This window comes from Streptomyces sp. NPDC024687 (assembly GCF_055559055.1).
On the sequence record NZ_JBVHLJ010000006.1, the window covers coordinates 104604 to 126339 of the forward strand.

General features: G+C 70.5%; 20 protein-coding genes and 1 riboswitch. Of the genes, 2 read left to right on the top strand and 18 right to left on the bottom strand.

Annotated elements, in window-relative coordinates; all coding sequences use genetic code 11:
- Positions 1 to 132: 132 nt before the first annotated feature.
- From ACZ39I_RS24000 to ACZ39I_RS24065, 14 genes are all read right to left on the bottom strand, one after another.
- On the bottom strand, positions 133 to 1509 hold the full coding sequence (locus ACZ39I_RS24000; RefSeq protein WP_352388250.1) for an NAD(P)/FAD-dependent oxidoreductase: 1377 nt from the start codon (positions 1507 to 1509) through the stop codon (positions 133 to 135).
- A gap of 431 nt (positions 1510 to 1940) precedes the next feature.
- Positions 1941 to 2882 (bottom strand): Ppx/GppA phosphatase family protein, encoded by a 942-nt coding sequence (locus ACZ39I_RS24005; protein WP_467246334.1) that lies wholly within the window; start codon positions 2880 to 2882, stop codon positions 1941 to 1943.
- A complete protein-coding gene (locus ACZ39I_RS24010; RefSeq protein ID WP_403653973.1) occupies positions 2879 to 3415 on the bottom strand; it encodes a DUF501 domain-containing protein in 537 nt (178 codons plus the stop codon). The genes ACZ39I_RS24005 and ACZ39I_RS24010 overlap by 4 nt, the downstream gene beginning before the upstream one ends.
- 30 nt (positions 3416 to 3445) lie before the next feature.
- Positions 3446 to 3922 carry an FtsB family cell division protein gene (locus tag ACZ39I_RS24015; protein ID WP_451475505.1) on the bottom strand — a complete coding sequence of 159 codons (477 nt, stop codon included), beginning with the start codon at positions 3920 to 3922 and terminating at the stop codon, positions 3446 to 3448.
- Positions 3923 to 4059: 137 nt separating this feature from the next.
- Positions 4060 to 5352, bottom strand: coding sequence for a phosphopyruvate hydratase (gene eno, locus ACZ39I_RS24020; RefSeq protein WP_467246335.1), 1293 nt, complete (start codon positions 5350 to 5352; stop codon positions 4060 to 4062).
- A gap of 293 nt (positions 5353 to 5645) precedes the next feature.
- The gene (locus ACZ39I_RS24025) at positions 5646 to 6350 is read right to left on the bottom strand and encodes a transglycosylase family protein (protein ID WP_467246336.1); all 705 of its coding nucleotides are present in this window, start codon (positions 6348 to 6350) and stop codon (positions 5646 to 5648) included.
- A 3-nt stretch (positions 6351 to 6353) separates the two neighbouring features.
- A riboswitch (cyclic di-AMP (ydaO/yuaA leader) is annotated at positions 6354 to 6521 on the bottom strand.
- 205 nt (positions 6522 to 6726) lie between these two features.
- A complete protein-coding gene (locus ACZ39I_RS24030; RefSeq protein ID WP_467246337.1) occupies positions 6727 to 7722 on the bottom strand; it encodes a transglycosylase family protein in 996 nt (331 codons plus the stop codon).
- Positions 7723 to 7913: 191 nt separating this feature from the next.
- The gene (locus ACZ39I_RS24035) at positions 7914 to 9215 is read right to left on the bottom strand and encodes a cytochrome P450 family protein (protein ID WP_467246338.1); all 1302 of its coding nucleotides are present in this window, start codon (positions 9213 to 9215) and stop codon (positions 7914 to 7916) included.
- A gap of 125 nt (positions 9216 to 9340) precedes the next feature.
- Complete coding sequence (locus tag ACZ39I_RS24040; protein ID WP_467246339.1) at positions 9341 to 10339, bottom strand: nucleoside triphosphate pyrophosphohydrolase; 999 nt, start codon at positions 10337 to 10339, stop codon at positions 9341 to 9343.
- 165 nt (positions 10340 to 10504) lie between these two features.
- Entirely contained in the window at positions 10505 to 11152 is a 648-nt protein-coding gene (locus ACZ39I_RS24045; RefSeq protein ID WP_467246340.1) for a SurA N-terminal domain-containing protein, read from the bottom strand.
- A 153-nt stretch (positions 11153 to 11305) separates the two neighbouring features.
- Positions 11306 to 12142 carry a glycoside hydrolase domain-containing protein gene (locus tag ACZ39I_RS24050; protein ID WP_467246341.1) on the bottom strand — a complete coding sequence of 279 codons (837 nt, stop codon included), beginning with the start codon at positions 12140 to 12142 and terminating at the stop codon, positions 11306 to 11308.
- A gap of 111 nt (positions 12143 to 12253) precedes the next feature.
- Positions 12254 to 13747, bottom strand: a complete 1494-nt coding sequence (locus ACZ39I_RS24055) for a serine/threonine-protein kinase (RefSeq protein WP_352388884.1) — start codon at positions 13745 to 13747, stop codon at positions 12254 to 12256.
- A 38-nt stretch (positions 13748 to 13785) separates the two neighbouring features.
- On the bottom strand, positions 13786 to 14397 hold the full coding sequence (locus ACZ39I_RS24060; protein WP_467246342.1) for a hypothetical protein: 612 nt from the start codon (positions 14395 to 14397) through the stop codon (positions 13786 to 13788).
- 94 nt (positions 14398 to 14491) lie between these two features.
- The gene (locus tag ACZ39I_RS24065; RefSeq protein ID WP_467246343.1) at positions 14492 to 16582 is read right to left on the bottom strand and encodes an N-6 DNA methylase; all 2091 of its coding nucleotides are present in this window, start codon (positions 16580 to 16582) and stop codon (positions 14492 to 14494) included.
- Positions 16583 to 16845: 263 nt separating this feature from the next.
- Here ACZ39I_RS24065 and ACZ39I_RS24070 point away from each other — a divergent pair, with 263 nt between their 5' ends.
- Positions 16846 to 17640, top strand: a complete 795-nt coding sequence (locus ACZ39I_RS24070) for a hypothetical protein (RefSeq protein WP_467246345.1) — start codon at positions 16846 to 16848, stop codon at positions 17638 to 17640.
- A gap of 69 nt (positions 17641 to 17709) precedes the next feature.
- Here the strand turns inward: ACZ39I_RS24070 and ACZ39I_RS24075 are convergent, their stop codons facing one another.
- From ACZ39I_RS24075 to ACZ39I_RS24090, 4 genes are all read right to left on the bottom strand, one after another.
- Complete coding sequence (locus ACZ39I_RS24075; RefSeq protein ID WP_467246346.1) at positions 17710 to 18453, bottom strand: GNAT family N-acetyltransferase; 744 nt, start codon at positions 18451 to 18453, stop codon at positions 17710 to 17712.
- 67 nt (positions 18454 to 18520) lie between these two features.
- Complete coding sequence (locus ACZ39I_RS24080) at positions 18521 to 19243, bottom strand: HNH endonuclease family protein (RefSeq protein WP_467246941.1); 723 nt, start codon at positions 19241 to 19243, stop codon at positions 18521 to 18523.
- A gap of 170 nt (positions 19244 to 19413) precedes the next feature.
- Positions 19414 to 20022 (bottom strand): nucleotidyltransferase family protein, encoded by a 609-nt coding sequence (locus ACZ39I_RS24085; RefSeq protein ID WP_467246347.1) that lies wholly within the window; start codon positions 20020 to 20022, stop codon positions 19414 to 19416.
- Between the two features lie 18 nt (positions 20023 to 20040).
- Positions 20041 to 20955: an SCO6745 family protein gene (locus ACZ39I_RS24090; RefSeq protein WP_467246349.1), complete on the bottom strand. Its 915-nt coding sequence runs from the start codon at positions 20953 to 20955 to the stop codon at positions 20041 to 20043.
- Between the two features lie 115 nt (positions 20956 to 21070).
- Between ACZ39I_RS24090 and ACZ39I_RS24095 the strand changes: the two genes are divergently transcribed.
- Positions 21071 to 21673, top strand: a complete 603-nt coding sequence (locus tag ACZ39I_RS24095) for a TetR/AcrR family transcriptional regulator (RefSeq protein WP_467246351.1) — start codon at positions 21071 to 21073, stop codon at positions 21671 to 21673.
- The last annotated feature ends 63 nt before the right edge of the window (positions 21674 to 21736 follow it).

Genomic DNA, 21736 nt, shown 5'->3' on the forward strand with positions numbered 1-21736 from the left:
CACATGCAGCAGCCATGTACACCGGGTGGGCGCGGGAAGCGCGGGAACGCCGAAGGACCTCCCGCACCACGGATGGCGGGAGGTCCTTCGGGGTGGATCAGCGACCCGGGCCGGTCAGGTGACCGGAGTGGGTCAGGAGGCCTTCGCCTCGGTCTTCTTCGGCTCGGCGGCCGGCACGGGCCGCGCGGCCTCGTAGAACTCCTCGCGCGGGTTCTCCATGGCGCCGAGGGAGACGACCTCGCGCTTGAGGAACATGCCGAGGGTCCAGTCGGCGAAGACGCGGATCTTGCGGTTCCAGGTCGGCATGGCCAGACCGTGGTAGCCGCGGTGCATGTACCAGGCGAGACGGCCCTTGAGCTTGATCTTCATCTTGCCCATGACGATCATCGCGACGCCCTTGTGCAGGCCGAGACCCGCGACAGCACCCTTGTTGGAGTGGCTGTACTCCTTCTGCGGGAAGCCCCGCATCCCGGAGATCACGTTGTCGCCGAGGACCCGCGCCTGGCGCAGCGCGTGCTGGGCGTTCGGCGGGCACCAGGCGTTCTCGACGCCGGCCTTGCGGGCGGCGACGTCCGGGACCTGGGCGTTGTCGCCGGCGGCCCAGATGTAGTCGGTGCCCTGGACCTGGAGGGTCGGGGCGGTGTCCACGTGACCGCGCGGGCCCAGCGGGAGGCCGTAGCGGGAAAGGACCGGGTTCGGCTTGACGCCGGCGGTCCACACGATGGTGCTGGAGTCGACCTCCAGGCCGTTCTTGAGCACCACGTGGCCGTCGACGCAGGAGTCCATCGAGGTGGAGAGGTAGATCTCCACGCCCCGGCTCTCCAGGTGCTCCTTGCCGTACTGGCCGAGCTTGGGGCCGACCTCGGGGAGGATCTTGTCGGCGGCGTCGACGAGGATGAACCGCATGTCCTCGCGCGAGACGTTGCTGTAGTACTTGGCCGCGTCGCGGGCCATGTCCTCGACCTCGCCGATGGTCTCCGCGCCCGCGAAGCCACCGCCGATGAACACGAAGGTGAGCGCCTTGCGGCGGATCTCCTCGTCGGTCGTGGAGTCGGCCTTGTCGAGCTGCTCAAGGACGTGGTTGCGCAGGCCGATGGCCTCCTCGATGCCCTTCATGCCGATGCCCTGCTCGGCGAGGCCGGGGATCGGGAAGGTGCGGGAGACCGCGCCGAGCGCGATCACCAGGTAGTCGAAGGGCAGCTCGTACGCCTCACCCACGAGGGGGGCGATCGTGGCGACCTTGCGGTCCTGGTCGATGGTGGTGACCCGGCCGGTGAGCACCTCCGCCTTCGGCAGCACGCGTCGCAGCGGGACGACGACGTGGCGCGGGGAGATGTTGCCGGCGGCGGTTTCGGGGAGGAAGGGCTGGTAGGTCATGTACGACCGGGGGTCGACGACCGTGACGGTCGCCTCGCCGTAGCGCATCTTCTTGAGAATGCGCCGAGCTGCGTACAGGCCTACGTACCCACCGCCTACTACGAGGATCCTGGGACGCTCCGTGGTGCTCATGCCATCGAGTATCCACCCGCCTCAGGGGGGTCGCTCGTGCGCCCCTTCACAAGCTCTTGCAAGGGGTGTGTTATCCTCCGCGACTCGCGTGATCCACGTCATGGCGCGGAACGGGAACCAGCGTATCGGGCGACCCGTTGTCAATGCCGCGTGAGCTGCCTCTCCGTGCCGGAACCGGTCCCGTGAGGAGCCCTCGCGGACCCCTCGTGCACGCCTCCCCCGAAGCCCGCATCCCACCGTTTTGAACGTGTTCACACGGGTGTTGAGCCCCCGGAAGGGTCAACCGGACCACATTCGTCGTCCGACGGGACCCAATTCCTTGTGAAGAACTTCACGAACTTTCTCGGCGGCACGTCAACGAGGGGCCCCGAAGGGCCCCCCGAACGCGCTCATACGTTGTTCTGCCTGCTCAGCAGAGGTGCCGACAGCGCCTACGCGATCGACCACGCGATGCCGTCGAGGATGTCGTGCTCGCTCACGACGACCTCCTCGGCCCCGATCCGCTCCATGATCGCGAGGAGTACGAGGGCCCCGGCGGCGATGACGTCCACGCGCCCCGGATGCATGGAGGGCACGGCCGCGCGCTCGGCGTGAGTGGAGTGCAGCAGCCAGTCGGTGATCTCGCGGACGCGGTCGTGGGAGACCCGGGAGTGGTGGATGGCCTCCGAGTCGTACTCGGGCAGCTCCTGCGCGATCGCCGACACGGTGGTGACGGACCCCGCGAGCCCCACCAGCGTGCGCGCCTCGCGCAGCGGGACGGTCTCCTCGGCGAGGTCGAGAGCGGCCTCGATGTCGCTCCTCATGGCGGCGATCTGCGCGTCGGTGGGCGGGTCGCTGACGACCCCGTCCCGCACCAGATGCCGTTCGGTCATCCGTACACAGCCGATGTCCACGGAGCGTGCGGCGCGCACATGGTCGTCGCCCACGACGAACTCCGTCGACCCGCCGCCGATGTCCACCACGAGGTAGGGCCTGGCCAGGTGGTCGCTGCCCTTGAGCTCCTTGGTCGCCCCGGTGAAGGAGAACTCCGCCTCCTGGTCCCCGGAGATGACCTCGGGCTCGACCCCGAGGATGTCCAGGACCCCGCGCACGAACTCGTCCCGGTTCTCGGCGTCCCGGGAGGCGGAGGTGGCGACGAACCGCAGCCGCTCGGCCCCGTGCTCCTTGATGACCGCCGCGTACTCCCGGCACGCGGCGAAGGTCCGCTCCAGCGCCTCTGGCGCGAGCCGCCCGGTCCGGTCGACCCCCTGCCCGAGCCGCACGATGGTCATACGCCGGTCCAGGTCGACCAGTTCACCGGTCTCGGGGTCGCAGTCCGCGACGAGGAGCCGGATCGAGTTCGTACCGCAGTCGACGGCGGCGACACGGGTCACTTGGGGTCCTCCTGCTGCTCGGTCAGGGTCACGCAGGCCCCCTTGCGCCACCACTCCGGCAGCATCGCGATCGCCTCGTCGCCCAGCGGGTTGACGCCCGGGCCGGCGGCCAGCGAGTGGCCCACCAGCACGTGCAGGCACTTCACCCGGTCCGGCATGCCGCCAGCGCTCGGGAAGCCCTCCAGGACCTCGATGGCGTCGCGGCGCGCGAGGTAGTCCTCGTGCGCGGCCCGGTACGCCTTCGCGAGCTCCGGATCGGTCTGCAGCCGCTCCGTCATCTCCTTCATGACGCCGTTCGCCTCCAGCGTGCCGATCGCCGAGGCGGCGCGCGGGCACGTCAGGTAGTACGTCGTCGGGAAGGGCGTGCCGTCCGGCAGCCGGGGCGCGGTCTCCACGACGTCCGGCTGCCCGCACGGGCACCGGTGCGCGATCGCCCGCAGCCCGCGCGGCGGCCGCCCGAGCTGCTGCTTGAATGCCTCGACATCCGCGTCGGTCGGCTCGGTGCGCGGGGTGGAGGGCGGAGGCGTTTCCATGCCTGTCTTTCTATCGGTCCATCGGTCGGTTCACTGGTCGGAGGCGTCGGACTTGTCGACCCCGTCCCAGACGTTCGCGTACCAGGGGCGGTCGGTCGCACCCAGGTCGGCGCGGGACTGCCGCGCCGCGTCCGGGTCGACGACGACGAAGCCCGTCTCCCCCGGCAGCACGTAGTGCAGCCGCTGCCGGATCTGCTGCTCCGCGTACGCGTCGTCCTGCCAGCGCGCCTTGAGGTCGCGCAGCTTCTCGACCCGCTCGGCGGCCCGCGCCTTCTCCCGCTGGAGATCGGCGATCTCGGCGCGCTGGGAGACGTACTGCCTTATCGGGTACGCCAGCGCCACCACCAGCGTGCACAGCACGAGGGCGAGCAGCGCGGCCCGGCCGGTCAGCCGGGAGCGGCGGGCCTGCCGCTTGGTCTGGGAACGGTAGACCCGGGCCGCGGTCTGCTCGCCGAGCAGCCTGATCCTGGTCGTGGTGGAGAAACGGTCCCGGTCCTTCACGGCCATCGGCTCTCCGCCTCCCCTTCTACGTACGTACGTCCCCGCACACGGTACGGGACCGGTACGGGGACGTACGTACGACTGGCTAAGGCTTAGCCCTGCCGGGGTCAGCCCTTGAGGCTGCTCAGCCCTTGCTGTGCTGATCAGTTCGCAGAGCGAAACCGCGGGAACGCGCTGCGGCCGGCGTACACCGCGGCGTCGTCGAGGATCTCCTCGATGCGCAGGAGCTGGTTGTACTTGGCGACGCGGTCCGAGCGGGCCGGGGCGCCGGTCTTGATCTGGCCGCAGTTCACCGCGACGGCGAGGTCGGCGATGGTGACGTCCTCGGTCTCGCCGGAGCGGTGGGACATCATGCACTTGAAGCCGTTGCGCTGGGCCATCTCGACGGCGTCCAGGGTCTCGGTCAGCGAGCCGATCTGGTTCACCTTGACGAGCAGGGCGTTGGCGCTGCCCTCCTCGATGCCGCGGGCGAGGCGCTCCGGGTTGGTGACGAACAGGTCGTCGCCGACGATCTGGACCTTGTCACCGATCTTCGCGGTGATGGTGTTCCAGCCGGCCCAGTCGTCCTCGTACAGCGGGTCCTCGATGGAGACGAGCGGGTACGCGGAGACGAGCTCCTCGTAGTACTCGGTCATCTCGGCGGCCGAGCGGGACTTGCCCTCGAACTCGTACTTGCCGTCCTTGTAGAACTCGGACGCGGCGACGTCGAGCGCGAGCGCGATCTGCTCGCCGGGGACGTAGCCGGCCTGCTTGATGGCCTCGATGATGAGGTCGAGCGCGGCGCGGTTGGACTCCAGGTTCGGGGCGAAGCCGCCCTCGTCGCCGAGGCCGGTGGACAGGCCCTTGGTCTTCAGCACCTTCTTGAGGGTGTGGTAGACCTCGGCGCCCCAGCGCAGGGCCTCGGAGAAGGACTCCGCGCCGATCGGGGCGATCATGAACTCCTGGATGTCCACGTTGGAGTCGGCGTGCGAGCCGCCGTTCAGGATGTTCATCATCGGCACCGGCAGCAGGTGCGCGTTCGGGCCGCCCAGGTAGCGGAAGAGCGGGAGGTCGCTGGCCTCGGAGGCGGCGTGGGCGACGGCGAGCGAGACGCCGAGGATGGCGTTGGCGCCGAGCGAGCCCTTGTTGTCGGTGGCGTCCAGGTCGAACATCGCCTGGTCGATCAGACGCTGCTCGGTGGCGTCGTAGCCGACCAGCTCCGGGCCGATCTGCTCGATGACGGCCAGCACGGCCTTCTCGACACCCTTGCCGTGGTAGCGGTTCGGGTCACCGTCGCGGAGCTCGATGGCCTCGAAGGCGCCCGTGGAGGCGCCGGAGGGGACGGCGGCACGACCGGTGCTGCCGTCGTCGAGGCCGACCTCGACCTCGACCGTGGGGTTGCCTCGGGAGTCCAGGATTTCCCGGGCTACGACGACGTCGATGGACGGCACGAGCATCTCCTTCTTGGGATGTGACACGGTCCGCCGGGACCGCGGTGGGTTCTGCGAGACCGAGCCTAACCGGCTCCGGGGGTTCGGCCACCGTGTGGACCGCCTCCTGGACAGAACCGAGAGTAAATTGTTTCTGAACTGAACAAAGACATGCCTCGACGGGGCATGAAAAAACCCCGCCCCGGTGCGTACGGGGGAACACGCACCGGAGCGGGGAGCCCGTGGGGACGGGGGGTGACCCTCACGAGGCCTTCATCCTGAAGGACACGGCTGTGAGGGCGCTGTGGTTCAGCTGGGTCCTACTTGAGGTGCAGCTGCTGACCCGGGTAGATGAAGTCCGCGTCGGTGATGATGTCCTTGTTCAGCTTGAACAGCTTCTGCCAGCCGCCCTTGACCTTGTGCTTCTCGGCGATCGAGCTGAGGGTGTCACCCTTGACGACCTTGTACTCGCCGTCGCCCTTCTTGACCTTCTTGCCGGTCGGGGTGGTGACCGTCTTCTTGGCGGCCGGACGGTCGGTCGAACGGGAGGCGCTCTGCTCGTCGGTCGAACGGCTGCTCGTGCTCGAGGAGCCGGAGTTCGAGGAGCTGGAGTTCGAGGAGCTGGAGGAGGACGAGCTGCTGCCGCTGTAGCCGGCGCTGGACAGGCCCTTGCCGCAGACCGGCCAGGCACCCTTGCCCTGGGAGGCGAGGACCTTCTCGGCGACGGCGATCTGCTGGGACTTGCTGGCCTGGTTGGCCTGCGCGGCGTACTGCGTGCCGCCGTACGCGGCCCAGGTGGAGGCCGAGAACTGCAGGCCGCCGTAGTAGCCGTTGCCGGTGTTGATGGACCAGTTGCCGCCGGACTCGCACTGGGCGACGGTGTCCCACTCGGAGGCGGTGGCGGCGGAGGCGTTGCCGGCCGCCATCAGCGGGGCGGCGATGGCGACACCGGTGACACCGGCAAGCGCGGCGGCACGGGTGGCCTTGGACGGACGACGGTGCTTGCCCTTACCGGAAAACAGCATGGTGGATCCCCTCACCGACGCCTGCGAGGTGAGCTGTCGGGTTCGGGCCGGTTGAGTTGCCCGGCCGCACATCTCGCGATGCGCGGCTTCACCCCAAGCCGGTCCAGCATGAACTGCTGGGCCCGGCACTTACCTTGGGTCCCCCGCTCCTGCCTACGGCGCTTGACGCGACGACTGTTCCCGTTCCGTCGCTGGCAGGATTCGGCGTTGCGACAGACGGGGCTCGGGTTGCCGAGCGGTCACGACCGTAGACACGGGCTCGGCGGAATTTCAAAGACGATCAGGGCTTCTGAGACTCATCCCACACTTTCACCAAAGTGGACATTCAGTGCGAAGTGTGACGTGAACTCCCGCTGTTTTTCAGGCCTTTTCAGCCCTATTCAACCCCTGTGTCGAGGGTCTGACCGGCGACGATGCCGCTCGGGTCGGCCCCGATGCGGTCCTTGTTCTCGGCGTAGAGGGCACGCCATCCGCCGTCGAGGCCAAGGGAGTCGGCGATGGAGGCGAGCGAGTCGCCCTCCTGGACGGTGTAGGTGCCCGCGGCATGCCGGCCGGCCGGGGAGGAGGCTGTGCTCTTCGTCGCAATCTCCTCGGCACTGCCGCCGCGGTGCTTGCCGGAACCGAGGGCGCCGACGTCCACGAGGGCCGAAGAGCTGCCCTGCTGCCACGACTTGTCCGCTTCGTCCTCTTCTGGGCTCACCACGGGCGAGCTGTCGGAAGGCTGTACGTCCTCCGCGGCGGAGCCCTCGGAAGGCGAAGGGTTCTTTTTGCCCGACTTGGCGGAACTGTCGCCATTGGAGGCGGTGGCCGACGGCGAGGGCGTGGCGGACGAACCGTCCAGCGCGCCGAGCAGACCGGAAGACTCCTCGGCGCCCGAGGAGTCGGAGGAACCGGATGAACCAGACGATCCGGATGAACCGGACGATGTCGATGAGTCGGACGCCGAGGCCGAGGGTGTCTCGCTCCCCACGCCCGTGTCGACGTCGGCCGCACTCGAGTCCTTGCTGAGACCGCCGAGCAGACCGCAGGTGGGCCAGGCGGCGATGCCCTGGTCCGCGAGGAGCTTCTCGGCCACGGCTATCTGCTGGTTGCGGCTGGCCAGGTCCGCCGTCTCGGCGTATTCGAGGCCGCCGTACTTCTCCCAGTTCTCCTGGGACATCTGGAGGCCGCCGTAGTAGCCGTTGGCGTCGTTGGCGCTCCAGGAGCCGCCGCTCTCGCATTCCGCGACCCGGTCCCAGGTGGTGCCGGTGGCGGCGCTCGCTCCGGTCGCTCCGAGCAGTGGGATCGCGATGGCGGAGCCCGTCACACCGGCCGCCACGAGGAGAGCGGGAGCCTGACGGGGGCGACGGTGACGACCGTTCCCGGAGAGCATGAGGGGACCTTTCCCGAGACAGCAAATACCCGCGCGGCGAGTGGTGCGGGGCACCGCGCTGGTCCGTGAACGTATAGGGGTTCGATCACTTGTCACAAGTTAATGCCGCGTAGATCACGTGAGGATCACAAACTTGAGGACTCGTCATGTTTACCCACTCCGTGCGGGGACAGGACGGGCCTCTCGGTCGATTACCGGACGGGCGTGAACTCCACGGGCAAAGTGCGCAGTCCACGCATGATGAGCCCCCCGCGCCACCGCAAATCAGCCGAATCGACCGCCAGTTGGAGATCCGGGAGGCGGGTGAGGAGGGTGGCGAGCGCGGTCTGGCCCTCCAGGCGGGCGAGCGGGGCACCGAGGCAGTAGTGGATGCCGTGGCCGTAACCGAGGTGCTGATTGTCACGGCGGGACAGATCGAGCACGTCGGGGTCGGCGAACCGCTCCGGATCCCGGTCCGCGGCGGCGAGCACGACGAGCACCGGGTCACCGGCGGCGATGTCCTGCCCGCCGATCCGCAGGGGTTCGGTGGCGAACCGCCAGGTGGCCAGTTCCACCGGACCGTCGTACCGCAGCAGTTCCTCCACACCGGTCTCCAGGAGGCCCCTCTCCTGCCTGGCCAGGGATTCCTGCAGCCGGTCGCGCTGCTCGGGATGGGTGAGGAGGGCGTAGGCGCCGTTTCCGATCAAATTGACGGTGGTCTCGAAACCTGCGAACAAGAGGATGAAGGCCATGGCCGCGGCTTCGTTCTCGGTGAGGTGCTCCCCGTGGTCGGAGGCGCGGATGAGCGCGGAGATGAGGTCCTCGCCGGGAGGGGGCTCGTCGGGCAGCGCTTCCCGCTTCCGGTGGATGAGCTCGGCGAGATAGCCGCGCATCTTCTTCACGGACCGCGCCACCCCGCCTCGCGGCCCGCCGCCGTGACGGATCATCATGCCCGCCCAGTCCCGGAAGTCGTCCTGGTCCTCCGCGGGGACGCCGAGCAGCTCGCAGACCGCGTAGATGGGGAGCGGGAAGGCGAACTCGTGGATCAGGTCGGCGCTGCCCGCGGCCGCGAAACCGTCGATGAGACGGTCGGTCAACCCCTGCACCCGGGGGGCGAACTCGGCGACCCTCCTGGGCGTGAACGCCTTGCTGACGAGCCGTCGGAGCCTGGTGTGGTCCGGTGGGTCGATGTTCAGCAGATGCGTCATCAGCTCCGCCTTGCGCTCCCCCGGGATACCGGTCTTGCCCTTGGCGTGCGCGGGCTCGTCGTGATGCGCCGGGTTCTTGCTGAGCCGCTGGTCGGCGAGGGCCTGCTTGGCATCGCCGTACCGGGTGACGAGCCAGGCCTCCACCCCACTGGGCAACCGGGTCCTGTGCACGGGGGCGTGCTCCCGGAGCCAGGCGTAGGCCGGGTAGGGGTCGGTGGCGAACTCCCAGGTGAAGAGCTCGGGGGCGGAGGGGGGAGGGACGGCGGGGGCAGGGGCGCTGGGGGTGGCGGGAGGCTGGTCGGTCACTCCTTGACGTTATCCGGCGGGGTGAGGGGGGTGTTCTCGGTGCCGTTTCCCTCACGTGCCGAGGGCCCTCCCTCCTCCCACCTGCCAGGCCCCTCCCCCACCCAACCGGCGCTACTTCCCCCCTCTCACCCCTCCGCCTCCCGGATCGCGTCCCGATACACCCGTGCCGCAGCCCTCAGCGCCGCCTCCGGGTCGACGCCCTCGGCCTCGGCACGGGTGGCCAGGGCGAGAAGTTCGTAGCCGATGCCCTCGGTCTTCGGGAGGGGGACGTCCAGCCCCGCCGTCCGCACCCGGGACGCCAGCTTCGCCGCGAGGGCGAGGCCGGGCTGGCCGAGGGGAATGCCCTCGGTCACCGAGGTGCGCTGTTTCTCTATCGCCTTGGTGCGCAGCCAGTGGGCCTTGACCTCTTCGGGGGTACTGGCCGTCTCGTCGCCGAAGACGTGCGGGTGGCGGTGGATGAGCTTGGCGACGATGCCGCCGGCGACGTCGTCGACCGAGAAGGGGGCGTCCGGGTCCTCCTCGGCGATCCGGGAGTGGAAGACGACCTGGAGCAGCACGTCCCCGAGTTCCTCGCGCAGTTCGTCGCGGTCGCCCTCCTCGATCGCCTCGACGAGTTCGTACGCCTCCTCGATTCCATACTTCGCCAGGCCCTCGTGGGTCTGCTGGGAGGACCACGGGCACTCGGCGCGGATGCGGTCCATGACCTGGACGAGGTCGAGGAGCCGGGCGCCGGGCAGATCGTAGGAGGCGGGGAGCAGTTCCAGCTCTGGCATCTGCACGCGTCCGGATCCGGCGAGGCGGGCCAGCCCGTCCGTGAGGGCCGGCTCACCCTCACCCGTGGCCACGACGACCACCGTGTACCCGCCCGCGCACGCTCGGACCAGTTCCTCCGCGGTCGGGGACGTCTCGTCGACCGGTATCCCCGCCTCCCGCAGATACGGCAGCTGAGGGTGGGCACCGTCCGCGCACAGAACTCGGTCGGCTTCGTGCAGCGCCTGCCAGGCGGGCCAGGACAGCAGGCCGGGGGCGACGCGGTGGCTGGTGGTGAGCAGGACGATGCGGCCGGGGGCGGACGCCGGGTCGGTGTCCTGGTCGGGGGCGGGCTCGAAGCCGGTTGCGTTCACAGTTCGAAGCTAACGCACGGCGCCGACGGGGCGATCGGGTTGTCCACAGGCAGGGGGTGGCGGGGTGATCGTACGATCATCCGCCCGCCCCACAGTCTGCCTGCTGCACCCTTTTCCGCTGCGCCCTTTTCCGCTGCGCGCTCTGTTCCCTGCGAGCTCTGGTCGCTACGCGGTCTGTTCGGTCCCCGCCGCCGTGACCTCCCGTACCCACGGGGTCTTCGCGTCGACGCGGGTGCTCTTCTTGACGTCCCAGGTGCCGTAGCGCGGGTTGAGGTCGACGTCGAGTTGCCTGGACGCCTTGCTCAGGGCGTTCCAGAAGGCGGGGTCGCTGGTGTCGGTGCCGAGCTTCCCGGCGAGTTTCTGGGCCTCCAGCTGGAGGCGGAGGTTGTCGTCGAGGCGTTCGGGTGCGATGCCGTACCGCTGGAGCCAGGTCGTCTCCAGGCCCTTGGCGCCGCCCGCCTGCTCCTCCAGGCCGGACCGCAGCTCCTGGACCTCCTTGCGGGTCACGGACACGCCCGCGTCGGCGGCCGCCCGGTGCAGTACCCGGTCCAGGACCATGCCGTGCAGGACGTCACGGGTGAGGGTGCCGGTCTTGGCGATGGCCTGCTTGTACTGCGTCTCGTCCGTGACGGCGGCCCGCTGTGCGTCACGCACCTCGGTCACCCGGTTCTCGAGCTGGGAGACGGTGATCCGCTGCCCGCCGACAACGGCCGCAGCGCCGGGATGCGCGTCGTTTCCGCAGGCGGTGAGCAGGGGTGCCGCGGCGGCGAGGGCGGCGGAGAGGACGAGCGCGGTGCGACGACGGCGGTGCAAGGAGGCCTCCCGAGGAGATTGTGCGACGGTGCACAAGGTCTTGCGGTGATCGATGGTAGGCAGGGGACCGGCTCTGGCCAACCCATTCGACCAACGATTCGCCGGGACTTCGGGCACCGCCGCGCATTCACCGCACGCACGCGCGTGCCGGGGTCAGCCGGTGATGGCCACCGGGCCGTCCCAGGCGTCGCGGTCCACGGTGATCGTGTAGCCGTTCCGCGTCTCCTTGCTGTTGACCATGTACTGGTGGCCGCGGCTGTGATCGGTGTACTGGGTCTTGCCGAACGGCCAGTCGGCCGTCGTGGTGTTCTGCTTGTCCCACAGCGCGTACCAGAGGTTGCCCGGCAGGTCCGTCTTGTCGGTCGCGTTGGCGATCGCCTTGGCACTGGAGCTGGTGAAGCCGTAGTAGCCCGCGCGGTAGGTCTTCGCGCGCAGGGTCTTGTCGAAGGCGCGCACATAGGTGAGCACGGCGTCGTTGCACGCCTTGTTCGTGATGTCGTACGCCTCCATGTCCAGGTAGATCGGGCTGCCGGTCTTCATGCCGAGCGCGGAGGCCTTGGCGACCGCGTCCGCGCCGTCCTTCGCGCCCAGGGAGGCGGCGGTGGAGGAGGTGAGCTTCTCGGGGCTGGAGCCGGTCTGGCAGGGCGGCTGGGCGCCGACGTAGAGCGGGATGAGCTTCCAGCCGGCCGTGCTGACGGACTTGACCCAGGAGGCGGTGAGGTTGGGCTGGGCGCAGCCGCGGTTCTTGCCGCCGACGTAGACGGCGGCGGCGCCGTAGAGGCCGCCCTTCCATGCCTTCATGGCGGACAGGGAGGGGGCTGCGCAGGTGTCGAAGGCGCGGCCGGTGTACGTCTTCTGCGCGGGCCAGGTGGTCGCGGCCATCGAGCTCTGCGCGGCGAGGCCCGCGCCGGCGACCACGGCGGCCCCGGCGACGCCCCAGGTGATGTATCTGCGCTTCTTCGACTGCCGATGGCTGGACCTGGACGACATGGACTACCCCACCCCTGGATGTGCTGTTGATCGTGCCGGTGATTGTGCTGTACATGCGTACTTGGTGGAAACGAAGCGTAGAGCCAAGCGGCGGGGCCTTGTGACCCGCCCCTAGCCCCGCACCTGTCCCAGCCACTGGAGCGTCCGGCGGACCTCCACCGCGAGCGGGTGACCCGGTCCCTGGAGGCGCTCCACGTCGTGCAGCAGCCGCACGAGGGTGTCGTGGGCGGCCGCGCGGTCGCCGACGGCGAGCAGGAGGTGGCCGATGCGGCGGCGGACGTCGTGGGCGAGTTCGGGGTCGCCGGCCACGTACTGGTTCTCGTAGTACGGCAGCAGGGCCCGGTACTCGGCCAGTGCGGCCGCGGGTTCGCCGAGTTGTTCCAGGCACTGGGCGGCGTCGTAGCGGAAGCGCAGGGACTGCGGGTCGGCGTGGCCGGCCTCGGTGGCGCGTTCGTCGGCGAGGCGGCGCAGTTCGGGCAGGGCGCGCCGGTACTGGCCGTCGTCCATGAGGGTGGCGGCGTACTGCTTGCGCAGGGTGCGTACGACCGGGGAGTTCGCGCCGTGCTGTTCGGCGGCCGCGGGCAGGATGGCGCCGAGGATGTCGACGGCCTGGGTGATGCGGCCCTCGCCGAGGAGCTGCTTGACCTCGTCGACCGCGCGCGCGACGTCCGGCTTCTCGGCCTTGTCGGGGGCGGGTGAGACGGGGGCGGGCTGGTGCGCGGGCGTGCGCGCGCGGTCCGGCCAGGGGGCGTGCGGACGGAGGAAGGGGCGAGTGGGGTCGAGGGGTGCTCCGGTGGGCGTTCCCCGCGCGGGCAGGAGCAGCGCCAGGTCCTCGTACACGTCCTGTGCCGAGGCCGGGCGGTGCTGCGGGTCCTTGGCGAGCAGCCGCAGGACGAGCGCTTCGAGGGCCTCGGGGACCTCGGGGCGGGTGCGGCGCACGGGCAGCGGGGGTTCGTACAGGTGCCGGTGCAGTACGCCGAGCGCGGTGGAGCCGGCGAACGGGACGTCTCCGCTGAGGAGTTCGTGGAGCAGTACGCCGAGTGCGTACAGGTCGGTGTACGGGCCGACCGCGCCGCCCATGGCCTGCTCGGGCGCCATGTAGGCGGGCGAGCCGATCGGTGAGCCGGTGTGGGTGAGGCGGGTGGTGTCGGTGTCCATGACGGAGGCGACGCCGAGGTCGAGGACGGTGACCGTGCCGTCCTGCTTCACCATCACGTTGCGCGGCTTGAGGTCGCGGTGGACGATCGGCACGGCGTGCACGGCGCTCAGTACGGCGCACAGTTGTGCGGCGACCGCGACCGCCCACTGCCAGGGGTACGGGTCGTGCTCGGCGAGATGGTCGGAGAGGTCCGCGCCGTCGACGTACTGCATGACGAGGAACAGCTCCTCGCCCTCGCTGCCCGCGTCGTGCACGGTGACGAGCCCGGGGTGGTCGACCTGCGCGGTCACCCGGCACTCCCGCACGAACCGGCGGCGCAGTTCGTCGGCCTCCTGCCCGGCCACCTTGTCGGGGCGCAGCAGCTTCACCGCCACGCGCCGGTCCAGCCGTTGGTCGTAGGCCGTCCACACCTGTCCCATGCCGCCCTGTCCGATGAGCGTGGACAGTGCGTAGCGGTCGGCGACGACACGTCCTGCCGCCGCGGTCACCTGCCGCCCTCGGGGTTGCCGTCGTGGCTGCCTTCGTGCTTGCGCAGATAGTCGCTGAGCTCGTCGAGTTCGGCGCGCACCTGGTCGATGCGGGCGGGCGCGGGGCGCTGCGGCGGCGGGGGCGGGACGACGCCGGGGGTGGGGGCCGGAGGAACCAGTGGCTGCGCATGAGGTTGCGGCTGAGGCTGATGCAGGAGCGTGGAGGTGTACGGCGGCGTCGGCTGCGGATAGCCGTAGCCGCTGTGGACGGTCGGGCCCTGGGGCGGCGGGTAGCCGGCGAACCGCCTCTGCTGGTGCACCCGGATGTCCATCACCAGGAAGTAGACGCTGCTGAAGAGGCCGAAGAGCATGACCAGCCCCATGGCGACGTCGGTCCGGGGGTCGCTCTCCGGCAGGGTGCCGACCACCGCGAAGCACGCGATGGACAGCGGAAGGCTCGCCCATGCCAGCACCCAGTCGACCGTCCGTCCGCGCAGGAAGGCGACCCGGAGCAGCGGAGCGCAGGCGAGCAGGCCGCACGAGAGGAAACCGGCGGCGGCGAGCAGCACGCGCAAGGTGATGACGGTGCCCGAGCTGCGGGCGGGCGGCACCGCGCCGTGGCCGTACATGAACGCTCCTGAACCGGGATTCGATGTGGGGTTCGAGCGTATAGGCCGATACCGACAACCGGTCACGGGTTGTACCGAACCGTTGTCGTCCTGATCAGTCGGGCGCGACCGTTCCATCGGTGAGCCCGTCGTACATCCCGCGCACGAGCTGCTCCCCGAGCCGGCCCGCGTGCCGGAGCGCCCGCTCGAACTCGTCGAGCGTGCGGAAGCGTTCGCCGTAGCGCCGTTGTTCGTCGAGCGGGAGGCGTGGCAACTGGAGCCTGCGCACGTCCAGGCGGGTCGCGGTGGAGGCATAGCTGCTGGCCTGGCGGTTGTTGGCGGTGCCGCGCAGGAAGCCGGCGAGGAACCAGGGGTCGAGCGCCGCGGGATCGGGGCGCAGCAGCACGAGGTTGCGCCCGAGGGCGGCTCCCCCGGTCGCCGCGTCGATCACGCGCGCCATCGAACCCCCGCCGAGCACCGGTACGACGACGTCGCCCACTTCGGTCAGCACGGCCTCCTCGTCGCTCTCGGGCAGCGTCCCGGAGGGGGCGGCGCCGGAGAGGACGTCGTGGTCGGTGAGGACGGGCACGCGTGCGTGGCCGCCGTTTCCGCCCGTGCGCAGCATCAGGGCGCCCCCGCGCGCGAGTTCGCCGATGGTGATGAGCGGCCACCGCGCGGGGTGCGCGGTGTCGGCGCGCGGCGGGGCGAGGTCCGCGGTCAGGCGCAGGGTCTCCCCGAGCAACTCGCGCACCGCCGTGAGCTGTTCGGCGCCGTCGGCCGCCGAGGGGGGCGGCAGATGGCGGGCGGGGGCGAGGTCCACGTCGTCGTCGAGGAGGTCGATGACGGGCAGCGCGCGTGCCAGACCGGGCCGTTCGGTGAAGCGGCCGGGTCGTCCGAAGGCCTGCCAGGCGTCCAGGACGGCTTCGCGCACGGTCCGCCAGTCCGCCCCGCCCCGCCCCTCACCGGCGAACTGCCCCACGTCGACGAGGAGCACCTCCGGCTGCGCGGGCGCCCTCTCCGGGCGGCGCAGCACCCACAGGTGCAGGGGGATGTTGTACGGCGGTGCGGCCCCGACCGGCAGGGCGATCACGGCGCGCAGGGCACCGCGGCGCAGCAGGTCGGCGCGGATACGGCGGCCGGAGCGGCGGGACGCTGCCGCGGGCGGCATGAGCAGGACACCGGCGCCGCCGTCCTTGAGGCGGGCGAGCGCGTGCTGGACCCAGGCCAGCTCGGACTCGGTGCGGGCGGGGAAGCCGTACTCCCAGCGGGGGTCGTAGGCGAGTTCGTCGTGGCCCCAGTTGCGCTCGTTGAACGGCGGGTGGCACAGAACGGCGTCGGCGCGCAGGTGCGGGTGGGCATCCGCGCGCAGGGTGTCGCCGGTGGCGCCGCGCACGGTGGACCAGGTGTGCAGGGCGAGTCGGAGCGCGGCGAGCGCGGCGAGTTCGGGGGCGCTGTCCTGTGCGTAGAGCTGCTGGTCGGGGCGGGTGGCGGCGGCCCGCAGGAGGGCGCCGGTGCCGCAGGCCGGGTCCAGGACGGTGCGGGCGGGGCCGGCGAGGTCGGCCATGAGACCGGCCAGGTCGGCGGGGGTGAGCGTGTACTGGCGCGGGTTGGCGTCGAGATGCCGGCCGAGCAGGAACTCGAAGGTCTGACGGGCGCCCAGCTCGGCGGCCAGCTCGGCGACGCCGCGGAGGAGGGGAACGGAGGGGAGGAGTTCCGGGCCGGTGGGGGTGTGGACGGCGGGGTGAACCGACTCCAGGGTGTTCACAGCGGAAGAGCTGCTCGTGGCCGACGCGGTGCCCGTTGCCGACTCGGCCCCGAATCGCGGTGTGAACACCTCTCGCAGCGCCCCCGGGAGCATCTCCGCCAGGCGCTCGTCGGAGCCGGCGCTCACCTCCAGCCAGACCGGCGGGCGGTCGTGGATCAGTAGCAGGACGCAGCCCGCGTGGATCAGTGCGGTGACCGGGCCGTCGGGGTGGCCGGAGAGCTGCTGCCAGACACGTTCACGGAGTGGGACCTCGGCGAGTTTTCCCTGCTTGCGCAGCCAGGACTCGACCTCGGCGAGCGCGAAGGAGGGGCTGGTCTCGGTGCCGCCGACGGGCCTCGGGAAGTCGGCGTGGCGGCGGCGCCAGTTGCTGACGGCCGCGCGGCCCACACCGGCCAGCCGTGCGATACCGGCGGCGGTCACCTCAGTCGCGTTGTCCTGCACCGGCCCGCTCCCCTCGTCATACCGCATCAGCCCTGCGGCCGCGTGTGACGCCGAGCATACCGATGTACGCAAGATCCACCCATTCACGCCGTGTACCTAATGGCTCGCGTGAATCGTGTTGACTCGGTTCACAGTCTCTGGTCTTATTGACCCAGCGAACGAGCGACTGCCCGTGACGGTGGTCGCCCCGTGGCCGCGCCCCACGCACAGCGCGTCCCGCATCACATGACCTCACACCACCGCATCCCCACCAAGGAATCGCCATGCGCCGTACCGCACTCGCCGCTCTCTGCATCGCCGCCGCGGCCACCGCAGGACTCACCGGCTGCCAGTCGGGGCAGGACAAGGCCGACAGCGGGACGAGCGCGTCCAGCGCATCCGCCGCGCCGGGCAAGTCGGCCGCGAAGAAGGAGCCCTTCGCCGGGCTGACCGGCGGTGAGATAGCCGACCGGGCCCTGCAGGCCACGACCGACGCCTCTTCGCTGCGAGTGAAGGGGGACATCCCCGACGACGAGAGCGGCGGCACCATCAGCCTCGACGTCCTCGCGAACAAGAAGGGCGAGTGCGCCGGCACCATCGGCATGGGCGGCAAGGGCAAGGCCGACCTGATCAAGACCGGCGACACCGTGTACATGAAGTTCGACGAGACGCTTCTGCGCGAGCAGGGCAAGGGCGAGTCGAAGGCGGACACCGACGCGGCCGTGGCCATGCTGGCCGGCAAGTGGACCAAGTCGAAGGCGACGGGCGCGGACGCCAAGGAGTTCGAGGGCTTCTGCGACCTGGGCACGGTGCTCGACGGCGCCGAGGACGGCAACTCCGACGCCACCCGCGGCAAGACGGCCACCGTCGACGGGACACCGGCGATCACGCTGCACGAGAAGGACGGCAAGGAGCGCTACACGCTGTACGTCGCCACCGAGGGCAAGCCGTATCTGCTGCGGATGGACAGCACGGCCGGTGCCGACCAGGGGTCCGTCACCTTCAGCGACTTCGACGAACCGGTCCCGGCGCAAAAGCCGGCCGGCGAGATCCTGGACCTCGACGCCCTGGGCGGCTGAGCCACCGGGACCGGCGCGGCACGCCTGGATGCGGCACGACAGGACGCGGCACGACAGGACGCGGCACGCTCAAAGGGCGTGCCGCATCCACACGTTGGGCTCGACGTACACCGCGTACCCGCGCTCCGGCTCGCACCGCACCGGCACCAGCCCCCCGGGCACCTCGATGTCGCCCTGGGTGTCGAAGGGCAGTCCGGTCCAGCGGCGCCACTGCTCCAGCGAGCCGGACACCGTCATGGAGGCCGGCGCCACGGCATGCACCTGGGCACCGGCCCGGACGTGCACGCGCATCCAGGGATCGTGCGGCAGACCGTCGGGGCGTACGCGACGGGCGTACTCCTCGATCGGGGTGTGCGGTTCCAGGTGCTTGGCGCTGGGGCGGACGGGGGCGACGACCTCGCCGAAGCCCTGGGCGCGGGCGTTGTCACGCATCGCCGAGAGCATCCGGGCGGACAGCCCGTGGCCCTGGACGCGCGGATCGACGACGACCGAGATCGCGCTGACCGTGTCGGGCCGTACGCCACGGCGCAGGTCACTGAAGGCCCACACCAGTACCTCGTCCCAGCCGCGGGCGGGCAGTTCGCCGCGGTCCTCGGCGCGAAGGGCGAAGGGCACGCTGTGGCCGTGCGCGACGACCTCGCCCCGCTCGTCCTCGACGAACAGCACGTACTCGGGGAGTTCGCCGGAGATCCGTGCGTAGTGGGCGTTGCCCACGAGGTCCTCGGTGACGAACTCGGGCCAGCTGCTGGCCATGCCGAGAACGCGCTCCCGCATCTCGGGACGCTCGGCGAGAGTCGAAATCTTCAGCTCCATACGATCACCGTAGGCACGGCCCCGCCCCGCCGGAAAGCGCATTTCCCTCCCGCCGACGGCTCGACCCTCAGTCGGCGTGGAACCGCGGCGGCGCCGCCGTCGGATTGCCTCCGGCCGGGAGCTTCTGGCCGGGGCAGCCCGAGAGGACCTTCTCCATCGCGGACTTCTCGGCGGCCGTGACCCACAGGTCGTACTTCTTCTTCACGGCGACCTGGGCGGCCACATACGTGCACCGGTACGCCTTGTTCGGCGGGAGCCAGGTCGCCGTGTCACCGTCCCCCTTGGAACGGTTGGTGCTCGCGTCGACGGCCAGGAGGTTGAGGGGGTCGTTGGCAAGAGCTATCCGCTTGCTGGGGTCCCAGTACTTGGCCCCCTTCTGCCAGGCGTCGGAGAGCGCGACCATGTGGTCGATGTCCACCTGGCTGCGACCCCGCCGGTAGGTCACCTCCTTGCCCGAGTACGGGTCCGACTCGAGCACGCCGTAGGAGACCTTGCAGTCCCCACGGGTGAACTTCACGTCCTCCAGGTCACGTTTGAGTATGTCGTCGCGGGTGTCGCACTCGTTCGAGTCGGTGTCCGCCCACGCGGTGCCGAACTTCTCCCGCTCGTAACCCGTCTTGGGGGCGCGCCCCTTCACGGTGAGCGACTCGGCAGCGCTCAGGGCCGCACCCGAACCGCCCGCGCCCCCGGCTTCCTCGGGCCCGCCGGATCCTGTGGTCGTCTCCGCCTTGCACCCGGCCACGGCGAACACCAGCACGACGGCGGCCGTAGCCCCGCCCCTCAGACGCATCACGTGCGCCCCTCCCCTTGAAACCGGTCCGCCCCCGCAGGAAGCGCCTTCCCTCGAACGACGCCACGCACACCGTAGCCAGCGGGCGCACCGCGGCATTCAGGAGGCCCAGGGCGTCAACGGCCGAACGGGCAACACAGCCCCGCGGGCGGCGTCGCGTGCCCGAGGGGTCACGCCGGTGGACCGGCCGGCCACGGCAGCACCGTGAGCTCCGGCCATTCCTCCTTCCAGCGCGCGGTCTTGGCCTCGTAGACCTCTCTCGGAGCGAGCACCGGGTTGGGCCGGACCACGAGGTTGAACACGTCGGACAGTCCGTGGGGCGCGTAGACACGCCACTGCCCGTCCGGTTCCAACCGCACGCCCAGACAGCACGTGGTCGCGGCGAAGCGGTCGATCGCGGACTCGGTGGAGTCGTGCGGCGGGCAGGGCACTTTGAACTTCCGCTCGTACCACAGGTGCACCCGGGCCTCGTTGCGGATCTCCACCTCGGCCGGCAGGCCGTCGAACACCTCCTGGCCTGCCTTGATCACGGCGTCCTCGGCCTGCCAGGAGAGGTCGGTGTCGTCGAAGTAGAAGACGTCGTAGTCCCTGATGCCGCGGGCCGGGGGTCGGTCGGTGACCACGTTCCACACGGTCTGGAACAGGCAGCCCGCCGTCACGTACCAGCCCGGCAGGTCAAGCGTCGCCGTCCTGGCCATCACCTCGGTCAGGATCTCGTTACGGCCGAGCGTGGAACGGAACGCGTCCAGTTGTTCCGCGAGGGGGAGTCGTCCGAGCATCCGTCCTGCCTATCACGGTCAGACCTTGCCGATGCCGAGGGTCGTCTCCGATGGAAGAAGCCCGGAGGACAGCACCGCGACCCAGAAGTCACCGAGCAGGTCCGCGAGCCGGGACGTGTCGGCCTCCCCGAGCAACTGCCATGGTGCGGCGGCGAGTTGGTCGGTCCGGTGTTCCACGCGGTGACGCAGGTCGCGGCCGGTGTCAGTGGCCTCGCCGTTCTCGTCGAGCAGACCGCGAACCGTCAGACGCTCGCGCGCGGACCCCCATTCCCTCGCGCTCCAGCCTCGGCTCTCGAAGCGCTCCACCGACGCGGCGCCGATCGCGGCGAAGGAGACCAGCGACTCGACCGGGTCGAGGCCGGCCACGAGCAGGGCCGCTATGTGGCCGTCGCCGCGGTGCTCGCGCAGGATCGTCGCCGCCTGCCACAGCTGGAGGTGAGGGGCCTCGGGCCACTCCAACGCGGCGTTGGACGCGGCGAGCGGACGGCCCGCGGTGTTCACCGCCTCGGCCGCGCGCCGGGCGAGGGCGGCGGCCTCCACCAGCTCGGGGCTGTCGACGCGGTCAGCGAAGATCGCACGGTAGGCCCGGTCGATCCCCCGCAGCCTCGCCGCCAGGATCGCACCGGGCTCGGCGGTCGCCCACGCGGAGTCGATGTGTTCGGCGACCATGCGGGGGCTGAAGCTGTAGAAGGCGGACGCCACCCGCTCGGCACCCACCGGCCCCAACGGCGCGGCACGCAGGGGGAAGTAGCTCGGCCAGCGCTCTTTCGTGTCGTATCCGAGCGCTGCAGCCTCCTCGAAGACCTCCGGCGCGTAGTAGAGCACCGCGTGCAGGGGCTCCAGCAGGTGGCAGAGCTGGCGCACACGGGCCGGCTCCACAGCGTGCACCACACCGCCGGTCTCCACCTCGGTCCTGCCGTCGTGCTTCGACATGACATGCCTCCGCGTCGTCGGTGAAGTCCCTCGAACCCACTCGGAACTTGACACTGACTAGATCGCCTGGGCAGCCTGAACTTGTCAATGCCTAGATCGGGCGTACGCTCAGTCCATGGCATCCGCGGAAACCGACAAGCCGAACCGCTCCGACAAGCAGGACCGCCGCTACCACCACGGCGACCTCCGCCACGCGATCCTCACCGCCGCCCTCGGCGTCATCACCGCCGACGGCCCCGCCGGGCTGAGTATGCGCGACCTGGCCCGCCGCGCCGGTGTCTCGCACGCGGCCCCGGCCCACCACTTCAGGGACCGCACCGGGCTCCTGACGGCGATCGCCGCCGAAGGCTTCGCGCTGCTCGCGGCCGCCCTCAACGACGCCTCGGACCTCAAGGACGCGGGCGTGCGCTACGTACGCTTCGCCCGCGAACACCCGGCCCACTTCCAGGTGATGTTCGCGCCCGGACTGCTGCGCGCCGACGACCTCGAACTCACCACGGCCCGCGCCCTGGCCACCGACGCCCTGCGCACCTCGGTCTCAGCCGTACACGCCGAGGACTTCGGCGTCGACAGCCGCCTCGCGGGAGTCGCCGCCTGGTCCCTCGCCCACGGCTTCGCCACGCTGCTCCTCGGCCACAACCTGGACGGCCCGGTCGGCGACCGTGACCCCGAGGAGGTGTTCCGTACCCTCGCGGCCACATTGTTCCGTACGCCCTGAGCTCACCCCGGTGGCCCGACCGCGGCTCACACCGTCGAGGCCACCCGGTCACGGTCCCCCCGC